General features: G+C 59.7%; 11 protein-coding genes and 5 tRNA genes. All 16 read left to right on the top strand.

The window, feature by feature from the left end:
* Window positions 1-13: 13 nt before the first annotated feature.
* Window positions 14-1,828: a YgiQ family radical SAM protein gene (locus AABA48_RS11710; RefSeq protein WP_338270404.1), complete on the top strand. Its 1,815-nt coding sequence runs from the start codon at window positions 14-16 to the stop codon at window positions 1,826-1,828.
* A gap of 69 nt (window positions 1,829-1,897) precedes the next feature.
* Entirely contained in the window at window positions 1,898-2,710 is an 813-nt protein-coding gene (locus tag AABA48_RS11705; protein WP_338270402.1) for an electron transfer flavoprotein subunit beta/FixA family protein, read from the top strand.
* Window positions 2,711-2,865: 155 nt separating this feature from the next.
* Window positions 2,866-2,941, top strand: a tRNA-Thr gene (locus tag AABA48_RS11700).
* Window positions 2,942-2,968: 27 nt separating this feature from the next.
* A tRNA-Tyr gene (locus tag AABA48_RS11695) sits at window positions 2,969-3,054 on the top strand.
* 110 nt (window positions 3,055-3,164) lie between these two features.
* A tRNA-Gly gene (locus AABA48_RS11690) sits at window positions 3,165-3,241 on the top strand.
* A gap of 12 nt (window positions 3,242-3,253) precedes the next feature.
* A tRNA-Thr gene (locus AABA48_RS11685) sits at window positions 3,254-3,329 on the top strand.
* Window positions 3,330-3,383: 54 nt separating this feature from the next.
* Window positions 3,384-4,574, top strand: coding sequence for an elongation factor Tu (gene tuf, locus AABA48_RS11680; RefSeq protein ID WP_010943488.1), 1,191 nt, complete (start codon window positions 3,384-3,386; stop codon window positions 4,572-4,574).
* Window positions 4,575-4,627: 53 nt separating this feature from the next.
* On the top strand, window positions 4,628-4,777 hold the full coding sequence (rpmG, locus tag AABA48_RS11675; RefSeq protein ID WP_010943500.1) for a 50S ribosomal protein L33: 150 nt from the start codon (window positions 4,628-4,630) through the stop codon (window positions 4,775-4,777).
* Window positions 4,778-4,826: 49 nt separating this feature from the next.
* Window positions 4,827-4,903 (top strand) — tRNA-Trp (locus AABA48_RS11670).
* 26 nt (window positions 4,904-4,929) lie between these two features.
* On the top strand, window positions 4,930-5,115 hold the full coding sequence (secE, locus tag AABA48_RS11665) for a preprotein translocase subunit SecE (RefSeq protein WP_286350598.1): 186 nt from the start codon (window positions 4,930-4,932) through the stop codon (window positions 5,113-5,115).
* A 15-nt stretch (window positions 5,116-5,130) separates the two neighbouring features.
* Window positions 5,131-5,658, top strand: a complete 528-nt coding sequence (gene nusG, locus AABA48_RS11660) for a transcription termination/antitermination protein NusG (RefSeq protein ID WP_010943498.1) — start codon at window positions 5,131-5,133, stop codon at window positions 5,656-5,658.
* Window positions 5,659-5,719: 61 nt separating this feature from the next.
* Window positions 5,720-6,145 carry a 50S ribosomal protein L11 gene (gene rplK / locus AABA48_RS11655; protein ID WP_010943497.1) on the top strand — a complete coding sequence of 142 codons (426 nt, stop codon included), beginning with the start codon at window positions 5,720-5,722 and terminating at the stop codon, window positions 6,143-6,145.
* Between the two features lie 17 nt (window positions 6,146-6,162).
* The gene (gene rplA / locus AABA48_RS11650) at window positions 6,163-6,867 is read left to right on the top strand and encodes a 50S ribosomal protein L1 (RefSeq protein ID WP_338270398.1); all 705 of its coding nucleotides are present in this window, start codon (window positions 6,163-6,165) and stop codon (window positions 6,865-6,867) included.
* 178 nt (window positions 6,868-7,045) lie between these two features.
* The gene (gene rplJ / locus AABA48_RS11645; protein WP_338270396.1) at window positions 7,046-7,570 is read left to right on the top strand and encodes a 50S ribosomal protein L10; all 525 of its coding nucleotides are present in this window, start codon (window positions 7,046-7,048) and stop codon (window positions 7,568-7,570) included.
* Between the two features lie 46 nt (window positions 7,571-7,616).
* Complete coding sequence (gene rplL / locus AABA48_RS11640) at window positions 7,617-7,997, top strand: 50S ribosomal protein L7/L12 (RefSeq protein WP_286350595.1); 381 nt, start codon at window positions 7,617-7,619, stop codon at window positions 7,995-7,997.
* A 161-nt stretch (window positions 7,998-8,158) separates the two neighbouring features.
* Window positions 8,159-12,271, top strand: a complete 4,113-nt coding sequence (gene rpoB / locus AABA48_RS11635; protein WP_338270393.1) for a DNA-directed RNA polymerase subunit beta — start codon at window positions 8,159-8,161, stop codon at window positions 12,269-12,271.
* The last annotated feature ends 82 nt before the right edge of the window (window positions 12,272-12,353 follow it).

Below are 12,353 nucleotides of genomic sequence, written 5' to 3'. Positions count from 1 at the left end.
GCGCCTTCCGGCCATGTCGTTTCTCCCTGTCACCCGCGGCGAAGCCCTGAAGCGCGGCTGGGACGAGCTGGACATCGTCTTCGTCACCGGCGACGCCTACGTGGACCATCCCGCCTTTGGCGTGCCGCTCCTGGCGCGCTGGCTCGAGTTCCACGGTTTCCGCGTCGGGATCATTCCCCAACCGGACTGGCGCTCCCGCGAGCCGTTCATGGCGCTGGGGCGCCCCCGGCTCTTCTTTGCCGTTTCCTCAGGTGCCATGGATTCCATGGTGGCCCATTACACGCCCGCCAGGAAGCTCCGGCACGACGATGTCTACACCCCCGGCAACCGTCACGGCGCCCGTCCCAATCGCGCCACCATCGTCTATACCTCCCGGCTGAAAGAGGCCTACCGTGACGTGCCGGTGGTGATCGGCGGCATCGAAGCCAGCCTGCGGCGCTTTGCCCACTACGACTACTGGGAGGACAAGGTTCGCCGCTCGCTGCTGCTGGACGCCAAGGCCGACCTGCTCGTCCATGGCATGGGCGAGCGCCCCATCCTGGAGCTGGCCCGCCGGCTGCGCGCCGGCGAACCGTTCCAGGCCATTGCCGACATCAGGGGGACGGCGGTCGTTCTCGGCCGTGGTGCCGCGCCTCCTGCCGGAGTTGTGGAGCTTCCCCCCTTCGAAGATGTGGCCGTCGACCGTCACCGTTACGCCGAGGCGTTTCGCCTCCTTTCCCGCGAGCAGAATCCGCACTGTGCGCATCCCCTGGTGCAGCGGCACGGCGACCGGATCCTCCTGTGCAATCCTCCGGCCTATCCTCTGGAAGAAGCGGAACTGGACTCGGTCTATGCGCTCCCGTTTCAGCGGGCGCCTCATCCCTCCCATGGTGAGCCGATTCCCGCCTACGAGCAGATCCGGGCCTCGGTCACCACTCACCGTGGTTGCTTCGGCGGGTGCTCCTTCTGTGCCATTACCCACCACCAGGGCAAGGTCATCCAGTCCCGCAGCGAACGCTCGGTGCTCGCCGAGGTGGAGCGGATGGCCGCCATGGCCTGGTTCCGCGGGAGCGTGAGCGACGTGGGCGGGCCCACCGCGAACATGTACGGCGTGCACTGCGGCAACACCCGGGGCGGTCACGCGTGCCGCAGGGAAAGCTGTCTCTACCCCTCGCCCTGTCGATACCTGGCGGTGGGCGGGGAGCGGGGGGCCGCTCTGCTGCGGGCGGTGCGGGGTGTCCGGGGGGTGCGGAATGTGGCGGTCTCTTCGGGCATCCGTTACGATCTGATGGAGCGGCAACCCGCCTACTTCCGGGAGCTGGTCGCCCACCACGTGGGGGGATTGCTCAAGGTTGCCCCTGAGCACATGGTTGCGCGGGTCACCGATCTCATGCGCAAGCCCGGCAAGGAGTCCTTCGACCGCTTCTTGGAACGCTTCCGCCGCGAATCCTCCCGTCTCGGGAAAAAGCAGTACGTCGTACCCTATCTTATGTCGGGTCATCCCGGTTGCACCCTGGACGATATGGTCGAGCTCGCCCTGTCCCTGAAGCGGGCCGGTCTCAGGGTTGAGCAGGTGCAGGACTTCACACCCACGCCTGGGACCCTTTCCACCTGCATGTACCACACGGGGCTCGATCCTTTTACCGGAGCGTCGGTTCACGTGCCGCGGGGGGATCGGGAGAAGAGGCTGCAGAAAGCCCTATTGCTCTGGCATCTGCCGGCCGAGAGGCGTAACGTGCTCGAGGCCTTGCGGGCCTGCGGCAGGGAGTCGGCAGCCCGTGAGCTTCTGGGGGGGGCCGGTGGAGGAGGGGGGCGGTCTGGAGGTGGATTCCGGCCGCGAAGGACTTGACCGGGGTGATGAGATGCTTTTTAATTGAAGCAGATCGGATTGCCGCCCCGCAAGCCCAGGAGTGCCGCCATGCTTGTTATCTGTTGTGTGAAGCAGGTTCCCGACACCACCCAGGTGCAGATCGATCCCGTCACCAATACCCTGGTGCGGGAGGGGATTCCTTTCATCGTCAATCCCTATGATACCCACGCCCTGGAGGAAAGCCTGCGGCTCAAGGATCGCTATGGCGTTCGTGTGGCCGCCATCTCCATGGGGCCGCCCAATGCCGAAGCGACCATTCGCAAGGCAGTTGCGCTCGGCGTTGACCGGGCGATTCTGCTGTCCGATCGTTCCTTTGGTGGTGCGGATACTCTTGCCACGAGCAATGTCCTCTCCGCCGCAATCCGCAAGCTTGCCGAAGAGGACGAAGTGGCGCTGGTCCTTTGCGGGAAGCAGACCATTGATGGCGATACGGCGCAGGTGGGGCCCGGCATTGCCACCCGTCTTGGCATGACCCAGCTTACGCTGGTGGACCGCATCGAGGGTATCGACATGGACGCCCGCACGATCCGGGTCCGCCGCAAGCTGGAGGGGCGGTACGAACTGGTTGAGGGGACGATTCCTGCCATGTTGACGGTTGTGCGGGAGATCAACCGGCCACGCTACCCCGCAGTTCCTGCCCGGCTCATGGCGGCTTCCTGTGCGGTGGAGGTCTGGAACAACGAGGTGTTGCGGCTTGATTCAGCAGCCATTGGACTCAAGGGCTCACCCACCTGGGTCAGCAGGATCTTTTCACCTGAGCGCGCAAAGGGACAGATCCTCGGTGACGGCGAGAAGGACCCTGCCGGGACGGCATGCCTTCTTGTCGATACGCTTCGCGCCAAGGATTTGCTACCTTTCTAGTTCTCTGAGCGCTTGCGCGGATTCCCTCGACACCCCGGTCGAGGAGAGATAAAATTTCACTTGACACGTGCGCGATAGTGGATTACAAATTTGATTCTTGTTTTTGCGAAAAAAACTTGACTCTGCGCGTAAAAGCGTGCATAAGAGTTTTTCGCGCTGGCGTAGCTCAACTGGTAGAGCAGCTGACTTGTAATCAGCAGGTTGCGGGTTCAAGTCCTGTCGCCAGCTCCATAAGCAGTAAGGCTTTCTTCTTCGTCTGGAGGGATTCCCGAGTGGCCAAAGGGAACAGACTGTAAATCTGTCGTCGAACGACTTCGGAGGTTCGAATCCTCCTCCCTCCACCATACAATCTGCAGAAGTCCCGCATGGTCGGCCGTATTCCCAGGAGACCTTAGGTTGCCCGTACTGGGGGCGACGTCGTGCGGAGGCTTCAAGACGCTTCGATGACGATTTGGCGGGAGTAGCTCAGTTGGCTAGAGCATCAGCCTTCCAAGCTGAGGGTCGCGGGTTCGAGTCCCGTTTCCCGCTCCAAATTTCACATGCGCCCACATAGCTCAGGAGGTAGAGCACTTCCTTGGTAAGGAAGAGGTCACCGGTTCGAGTCCGGTTGTGGGCTCCACTTATTTCAACGAGAAGCTAATTCTCAAAATTGAACAGCTCGGAGGAATCCTGCATGGCAAAGGCAAAATTCGAGAGGACGAAACCGCACGTCAACATAGGAACGATCGGCCACGTAGACCATGGCAAGACCACGCTGACTGCGGCCATAACCAAGGTATTGGCAGAGCGCGGCCAGGCAGAGTTCCGTGGTTTCGACCAGATTGACAACGCTCCGGAAGAGCGTGAGCGCGGTATCACCATCGCCACGTCCCATGTGGAGTACGAGACCGAGAAGCGTCACTACGCCCACGTGGACTGCCCGGGTCACGCCGACTACGTGAAGAACATGATCACCGGCGCGGCGCAGATGGACGGCGCGATCCTCGTCGTGTCCGCCGCCGATGGCCCCATGCCGCAGACCCGTGAGCACATCCTGCTTGCCCGTCAGGTAGGCGTGCCCTACATCGTCGTGTTCCTGAACAAGGCCGACATGGTAGACGACGAAGAGCTGCTCGAGCTGGTAGAGCTCGAGATTCGCGAGCTGCTCTCCTCCTACGACTTCCCGGGTGACGACATCCCGATCATCAAGGGGAGCGCGCTCAAGGGGCTCAATGGCGACAAGGACGAGCTGGGCGAAGAAGCCATCCTGAAGCTGATGGAAGCCGTTGACAACTATATTCCCGAGCCCGAGCGGGCCGTAGACAAGCCGTTCCTGATGCCTGTCGAGGACGTATTCTCGATCTCCGGTCGCGGTACCGTAGCCACGGGCCGTGTGGAGCGGGGGATTGTCAAGGTGGGTGAGGAGGTCGAGATCGTCGGGATCAAGGCCACTGCCAAGACCACGGTGACCGGAGTCGAGATGTTCCGCAAGCTTCTGGACGAAGGCCGCGCCGGTGACAACATCGGTGCCCTTCTGCGGGGCGTGAAGCGTGAAGACATCGAGCGTGGCCAAGTGCTTGCGAAGCCGGGGAGTATCACTCCGCACACCAAGTTCAAGGCCGAGGCGTACATCCTGACGAAGGAAGAAGGTGGCCGTCACACTCCGTTCTTCAACGGGTACCGTCCGCAGTTCTACTTCCGTACGACGGACGTGACTGGCGTAGTAGACCTTCCTGCCGGGACCGAGATGGTAATGCCTGGCGACAACGTGGCGGTGACGATCAATCTGATCACGCCGATCGCGATGGATGAAGGTCTTCGGTTCGCGATTCGCGAAGGCGGCCGCACCGTGGGCGCCGGCGTCGTCAGCTCCATTATCGAATAGTTCGGGCCGGGGCGGATATCATCCGCCCCGGTTTATGTGTGAAGGGATAAGCAATGAGAGATATCATCACCCTCGGCTGCACCGAGTGCAAGCAGAGGAACTACACAACCACCAAAAACAAGAAGAACACGCCTCAGAAGCTGGAGTTCAAGAAATACTGCCGCTTCTGCCGTACCCATACCGTGCACAAGGAAACCAAGTAGCAGCCTGTCGGTTCGGGGTTGCGAGTGTATCGCGGCCCCCCCTGAACGCAGGCCAGTAGCTCTAACGGCTAGAGCGCCGGTCTCCAAAACCGGATGTTGGGGGTTCGAATCCCTCCTGGCCTGCCATTTTACAAGCATTGTGGGGTCCACGCGTGATCGCCAAAACAAAAGAATTTCTCACGGAAGTAAAGGCCGAGCTTGGCAAGGTAACTTGGCCTACCCGCAAAGAAACCGTCTCAACCACCTGGGTTGTTGTCGCGATCGTCCTGCTCATCTCCGTCTATCTCGGCGTCTGCGATGTTGTGCTCGCCAAGCTGATGCGCATCATCCTGGGGTAAAGGACTCAATCAACTATGTCGAAGAAGTGGTACGGGGTACATACGTACTCCGGATTTGAAAATAAGGTGCGTCTTTCTCTCCAGGAGCGGGTCAAGAACCTGGGGCTCGAAGAGTTTTTCGGCGAAATACTCATTCCCTCCGAGACCGTGGTCGAGTTGAAGAAGGGCGAGAAGAAGACGTCGTCGCGCAAGTTTTTTCCGGGTTACATTCTCGTCAACATGGAGTTGAACGACGAAACGTGGCATGTGGTCAAGGAAACCTCGAAGGTCACCGGGTTTGTGGGGGGGAACAACCCCTTTGCGATTCCCGACGAAGAGGTCGCGAAGATCACGCGGCGCATGGAGGAGGGGGCTGAAAAACCTCGTCCGAAGGTTGAGTTCGAGGTGGGCGAAACCGTCAGGGTTGTGGACGGTCCGTTCCTGAACTTTGCCGGCGTAGTGGAGGATGTTAAGCCTGACAAGGGGAAGCTGCGGGTCATGGTGAGCATCTTTGGGCGCGCAACTCCCGTGGAGCTTGAATTCATGCAGGTAGAAAAGCAGTAGGACGCCGACTCCTGCTGACCAGATACGGAAAACGTCTCGTACGAGAAACAAGGAGTAAGCAATGGCCAAGAAGATTACCGGTTACATCAAGCTGCAAATCCCGGCAGCCAAGGCGAACCCGTCCCCCCCGATCGGCCCTGCTCTGGGTCAGCACGGCGTCAATATCATGGAGTTCTGCAAGGCATTCAATGCCAAGACCCAGGCTGACGAAGGAACCATCATCCCCGTCGTCATAACGGTATACGCCGACCGCTCGTTCACCTTCATCACGAAGGTTCCGCCCATGTCGGTGCTCATCAAGAAAGCCGTCGGCATTGAGAGCGGTTCTAGTGTTCCCAATAAGAACAAGGTGGGCAAACTCACCCGTGAACAGGTAAGGGAAATCGCCACCAAAAAGCTGCCCGATATGAATGCGGCCTCTCTTGAGGCGGCCATGAGGACGGTTGAAGGTACCGCCCGCAGCATGGGCGTTGAAATAGTCAACTAGAGAAAGGGTGGAAAGCGATGCCGAATACTGCGAAAAAGCACAGGGAGGCCCAGGCCAAGATTGACCGGAGCCGGACGTATCCCCTCGTGGAAGGTATAGAGAGCGTTAAGTCCGCAGCCTATGCCAAGTTCGACGAGACCGTCGAGGTTGCCGTGCGGCTGGGGGTTGACCCCCGTCACGCCGATCAGATGGTCCGGGGCGCCGTTGTTCTGCCCAACGGTCTCGGCAAGGACGTTCGCGTCCTCGTTTTCGCCAAGGGCGAAAAGGAGAAAGAGGCCCGCGAGGCCGGCGCTGATTACGTTGGAGCCGAGGATCTTGTCACCAAGATCCAGGAAGGCTGGTTCGAATTCGATACCGCCATCGCCACCCCCGACATGATGGGTGTTGTCGGCAAGATCGGTAAGCTGCTCGGTCCCCGCGGCCTCATGCCCAACCCCAAGGTCGGCACGGTCACCTTCGATGTGGGGCGCGCCGTGAAGGAGTCGAAGGCCGGTAAGGTCGAGTTCCGGGTCGAAAAGGCCGGTATCGTTCACGCCCCTGTGGGTAAAGTTTCCTTTGACGCCGATAAGCTCAAGGAAAACCTGCTTGCTCTCGTTGAGGCGCTCATCAAGGCTAAGCCTTCTGCGGCCAAGGGTACCTATGTCAAGAAGATCAGCATCTCTTCGACCATGGGTCCGGGCCTCAACCTCGACATTTCTGATGTCCAGGCAAAGCTTGTCTAGACGTCAATCCATATAAAGCCAAAGTCAAAGACAGCAGGTGTCCGGACGCTCATGTCCGGACCTAAGCACACACAGGGCCTGCCGAGACTTGGGTTAGTCGTAGGAATCAGTTATTCCCGCACTTTCTGACTTTGGCTGGGGCCCAGGCCCTCATACCAGACAGAAAGGAGGAAGGCGCTTGAATAAGGAAACCAAGCAACAACAAGTGGCAGAACTGCACGACAAGCTCCAGCGGGCCAAGGCGGTGTTTCTCGCCGATTTCCGCGGCATGAACGTCGGGCAGGCCACGACACTGAGAAATGAGCTGCGCTCGGCGGCCGTCGAGTACAAGGTTGTCAAGAACACGCTGCTGGAGCTTGCGTCCCGCGACACCGACAAAGAGTCGCTCTCCCAGCATTTTGCCGGTCCGACCGCCATCGCCCTGAGCTATGACGATCCGGTCTCCGCCGCCAAGGTGCTGTCGAAGTTTGCCAAGACTCAGCCGAACACCTTCAAGCTCAAAGCCGGCGTACTGACCGGCAAGGCTATCAGTGTTGCCGATATCCAGTCCCTGGCAGACCTTCCGAGCCGTGAGGTCCTCATCGCCAAACTGCTCGGCACGATCAACGCTCCAGTGGCGAACTTCGTTGGCGTTCTGGCTGCCGTACCGGGTAGCTTCGTCCGCGCGCTCAACGCGATCAAGGTCCAGAAGGAAGGCAACTGATTTTTCAACCATCAACGGTAAGAACACATAACGGAGGAATAGGAAAATGGCAGAAATCACCAAGGCCGATGTCATCAGCTTCATTGAAAATATGACCGTTCTCGAACTTGCCGAGCTCGTGAAGGAGCTCGAGGACAAGTTCGGCGTCTCCGCCGCCGCTCCGGTAGCTGTTGCCGCCGCTGCTCCGGCAGCCGCTGCCGAGGCCGCTGAAGAGAAGACAGAGTTCGACGTTATCCTCAAGAGTGCCGGTGCCAACAAAATCGGCGTCATCAAGGTCGTTCGCGCCCTTACCGGTCTTGGCCTCAAGGAAGCCAAGGACCTCGTTGACGGCGCTCCGAAGCCGGTCAAGAACGGCGTGTCCAAGGAAGAGGCTGAAGAGGCCAAGAAGCAGCTTGTCGAGTCCGGCGCTGAAGTCGAGATCAAGTAAGGCATCAGCCTACTGCTTCAGCATGCAGCCAAGGTCGCCACGCGCGGCCTTGGCTCTTCTATTTTAGTTCTGAAGCGGTGACCGTAGTGACGGGAGTGGGTGCCTAGTTTCTAATAATTCCAGTGGGTTGAATGCCTCAGGGCATCGCCGAAGGAGAATATATGGCTTATTCAATTGCGAATAACCAGCTTCTGCGCAAGAATTTCGCCAAGATCAAGAAGATCATCGACATCCCCAATCTGATTGACATCCAGAAGAATTCCTACAAACGATTCCTCCAGATCGACACTCCCCCCGAGGCCCGCAAGAACAGTGGGCTTGAGGCGGTTTTTAAAAGCGTCTTTCCAATAAAGGATTTCAGCGACACGGCCTCGCTTGAGTACGTTACCTATACTCTTGGCGTTCCCAAGTACGATGTTGAGGAGTGCCACCAGCGCGGGATGACCTTCGCCGCTCCCATGAAGGTGAAGGTTCGGCTCGTGGTCTGGGACGTGAATAAGGAAACCGGCGTCCGTTCCATCCGCGATATCAAGGAGCAGGAGGTCTACTTCGGCGAGATCCCGCTCATGACTGAGAACGGTACGTTCATCATAAATGGCACGGAGAGGGTTATCGTCAGCCAGCTCCACCGCTCACCGGGCGTTTTCTACGACCATGACAAAGGCAAGACCCACTCCAGCGGTAAGGTGCTTTACTCGGCACGGGTAATTCCCTACCGTGGCTCTTGGCTCGATTTCGAGTTCGACCACAAAGACATCCTCTTCGTGCGGATCGACCGCCGCCGCAAGATGCCGGCAACCGTGCTGCTCAAGGCACTTGGCTATTCAGCGGAAGCCCTGCTGAACTACTTCTATAAGAGCGAGGAGATCCTCGTCGCTGCCGAGGGCATGTGGAAGAAAGCCGATCCGGAGTTGCTCGCGAGCCAGAAGGCATCCGTAGACATCGTTGCGCCTAAGACGGGTGAAGTGTTGCTCAAGGCCAACCGCAAGTTCACCAAGGCGGCCATCCGCAAGATGACCGAGCACGGAATCACGCAGATTCCGATTACCATGGAGGAGGTGCTGGGCAAATATGCCTCCAACGATATCGTTGACCCGTCCACCGGCGAAGTCATCGTAGAGTGCAATGACGAGATCACCCAGGCGCGCCTTGATGACATCAAGGCCAAGGGGATCACCGAGTTCAAGGTGCTCTTCATCGACAACCTCCATGTGACCTCGTCGCTTCGCGATACGCTCATCGCAGACAAGATCGCCGCAACGGAAGAGGCTCTTATCGAGATTTACCGCCGGCTCCGCCCAGGTGATCCGCCGACCCTCAAGAGCGCCCAGGCCCTCTTCGAGAACCTGTTCTTCAATGCCGAGCGGTATGACCTTTCTGCCGTTGGTCGTCTCAAGCTGAATTTCAAGCTCGGGCTGAACGTTCCCCTCGACTGCCAGACGCTGACGAAAGACGACGTGCTCGAGGTGGTTCGCTACTTGATCGACCTCAAGAACGGCAAGGGCACCATCGATGACATCGATCACCTGGGCAACCGCCGCGTGCGCGCCGTGGGCGAGCTGCTGGAGAACCAGTACCGGATCGGTCTCGTCCGGATGGAGCGCGCCATCAAGGAGCGGATGAGTCTCCAGGAGGTCGAGAACCTCATGCCGCACGACCTGATCAACTCCAAGCCCGTGTCAGCGGTCGTCAAGGAGTTCTTCGGCTCGTCGCAGCTCTCGCAGTTCATGGACCAGACGAACCCCCTCTCCGAGGTTACCCACAAGCGCCGGCTCTCGGCCCTCGGACCGGGTGGTCTGACCCGCGAGCGTGCCGGATTCGAGGTTCGCGACGTACACCCGACACACTACGGCCGGGTCTGCCCCATCGAGACCCCGGAAGGTCCGAACATCGGCCTCATCGCGTCTCTTTCCACCTATGCCCGCATCAACGAGCACGGCTTCGTTGAAACCCCCTACCGCATCGTCCAGGACGGCAAGGTGACGAGCGAGGTCAAGTTCTTCTCGGCTCTGGAGGAAGAGGGGCACGCCATCGCCCAGGCCAACGCCGAGATGGACGAGGACGGCCGCTTCGTGAACGAATACGTGTCGGCCCGCAAGTCGGGCGAATTCCTGCTGGTCCACCGGGACGAGCTCGAACTCATGGACGTTGCTCCCATGCAGCTCGTCTCCGTGGCCGCATCGCTCATTCCGTTCCTTGAGAATGACGACGCCAACCGCGCACTCATGGGTTCGAACATGCAGCGCCAGGCGGTGCCGCTCCTCAAAGCCGACTCGCCCCTCGTGGGCACCGGCATGGAGCGAGTCGTTGCCAAGGATTCCGGGGTGTCAGTGGTGGCTCGCCACACCGGCATCGTCGAGTCGGTCGACGCTTCCCGCATCGTTGTCAAGATCGACGAGGACGAGTTCGATGAAACCGGCACCGGCGTCGACATCTACAACCTGATCAAGTTTGCCCGCTCCAACCAGAACACCTGCATCAACCAGCGGCCGGTGGTCAAGGTGGGTGACCATGTCAAGCGGGGCGACGTCATTGCCGACGGTCCCTCCACCGACATGGGCGAACTCGCCCTCGGGCAGAACGTGGTGGTTGCCTTCATGCCGTGGGGCGGCTACAACTTCGAGGACTCCATCCTCGTGTCCGAAAAGCTCGTGAAGGACGACCGCTACACCTCGATCCACATCGAGGAGTTTGAGTGCGTTGCCCGCGACACCAAGCTCGGCAAGGAGGAAATCACCTCCGATATCCCGAACCTGGGCGAAGAGGCCCTGAAGGACCTGGACGAATCGGGGATCATTCGGATCGGCGCCGAGGTGAAGCCGGGAGACATCCTGGTGGGTAAGATCACCCCCAAGGGCGAAACTCAGCTTTCGCCGGAGGAAAAGCTCCTCCGCGCCATCTTCGGCGAGAAGGCGGGAGATGTCCGCGATACCTCGTTGCGCGTCCCGCCAGGGGTCGAGGGAACCGTCATCGGGGCCAAGATCTTCTCGCGCAAGGGGGCCGACAAGGACTCCCGTACCGAGATGATCGAGCGGATGGAAGAGGATAAGCTGCGCAAGGACGAGCAGGATGAGATCCGCATCATCCGCAATTCCGCCGTGGGCAAACTCAAGAAGCTCCTCGTCGGCAAGTCCGCCGCCGTCAAGGTGGAGGACAAGAGCGGCCGGACCGTCATCGCCAAGGGTGCCGTCATTACCGAAGAGGACCTTGATGCGATCCCGCTCGATCGTTGGGACGACATTTCCGTGTCCGGTGAGGAGGGGGTCGACGAGAAAGTGTCGGCGATTCTCCAGACGCTCCAGCAGCAGATCGACATAATCCGTTACGTGTTCGATGACAAGGTCCAGAAGCTGAAGCGCGGCGACGACCTGCCGCCGGGCGTCATCAAGATGGTGAAGGTCTACATCGCCATCAAGAGGAAGCTCCAGGTGGGTGACAAGATGGCCGGACGTCACGGTAACAAGGGTGTCGTCTCCCGTATCCTCCCCGAGGAAGACATGCCGTACATGGAGGACGGTCGTCCGGTCGAGATCGTTCTGAACCCCCTCGGCGTTCCGTCCCGTATGAACGTGGGCCAGATTCTCGAAACCCATCTGGGCTGGGCAGCCAAGGGCATCGGCTGGAAGATCGAGGAGATGCTCGAAAGCTACTCGCCGGCCGACCACATCAAAGGCTATCTCAAGGATGTGTATGGCACCACAGAGATGGACTCGTTCCTTGATTCTCTCGGCAGGGACGAGCTCATGAACGTTGCAAAGCGGCTCCAGCGGGGCGTCGCAATGGCATCCCCCGTCTTCGAGGGGGCTTCGGAGGAGCAGATCCGGAGCATGCTCAATAAGGCCGGCTTTGATGAAACCGCGCAGGTTTCCCTCTATGACGGCAAAAGCGGCGAGCCCTTCAAGCATAAGGTCACCGTTGGGGTCATGTATGTCCTCAAACTTCATCACCTGGTCGACGATAAGATCCATGCCCGCTCCATAGGACCCTACAGTCTGGTGACCCAGCAGCCGCTCGGCGGCAAGGCCCAGTTCGGCGGTCAGCGCCTCGGGGAGATGGAGGTCTGGGCCATGGAAGCCTATGGCGCCGCCTATGCACTCCAGGAGTTCCTGACCGTCAAGTCCGACGACGTGGCGGGACGGACGCGGATGTACGAGGCCATCGTCAAAGGCAAGCACACCCTTGAGCCGGGGCTTCCGGAGTCCTTCAACGTTCTCATCAAGGAGCTCCAGTCCCTCTGCCTCGATGTGGAACTGCTCGAAGGGGATGAAGACTAGCAGCTTGTCCGGGTCGGCTGGCATCGTCCCGCCGGCCCGTTGAAACGTACACGGAAAGCACCCACTCCTACGCTGAGGAGGA

The organism is Geobacter sp. 60473, assembly GCF_036323535.1.
Classification (GTDB): Bacteria; Desulfobacterota; Desulfuromonadia; order Geobacterales; family Geobacteraceae; genus Geobacter; species Geobacter sulfurreducens.
The sequence above is the reverse complement of the archived record's forward strand: the minus strand, read 5'-3'. Positions and strand labels throughout refer to the sequence as shown.

Excerpts from the sequence above, each read along its gene's own strand:
- AABA48_RS11710 (WP_338270404.1), top strand. The coding sequence starts at position 14 with ATGTCGTTTCTCCCTGTCACCCGCGGCGAAGCCCTGAAGCGCGGCTGG.
- AABA48_RS11705 (WP_338270402.1), top strand. The coding sequence starts at position 1,898 with ATGCTTGTTATCTGTTGTGTGAAGCAGGTTCCCGACACCACCCAGGTG.
- tuf (WP_010943488.1), top strand. The coding sequence starts at position 3,384 with ATGGCAAAGGCAAAATTCGAGAGGACGAAACCGCACGTCAACATAGGA.
- rpmG (WP_010943500.1), top strand. The coding sequence starts at position 4,628 with ATGAGAGATATCATCACCCTCGGCTGCACCGAGTGCAAGCAGAGGAAC.
- nusG (WP_010943498.1), top strand. The coding sequence starts at position 5,131 with ATGTCGAAGAAGTGGTACGGGGTACATACGTACTCCGGATTTGAAAAT.
- rplK (WP_010943497.1), top strand. The coding sequence starts at position 5,720 with ATGGCCAAGAAGATTACCGGTTACATCAAGCTGCAAATCCCGGCAGCC.
- rplA (WP_338270398.1), top strand. The coding sequence starts at position 6,163 with ATGCCGAATACTGCGAAAAAGCACAGGGAGGCCCAGGCCAAGATTGAC.
- rplL (WP_286350595.1), top strand. The coding sequence starts at position 7,617 with ATGGCAGAAATCACCAAGGCCGATGTCATCAGCTTCATTGAAAATATG.
- rpoB (WP_338270393.1), top strand. The coding sequence starts at position 8,159 with ATGGCTTATTCAATTGCGAATAACCAGCTTCTGCGCAAGAATTTCGCC.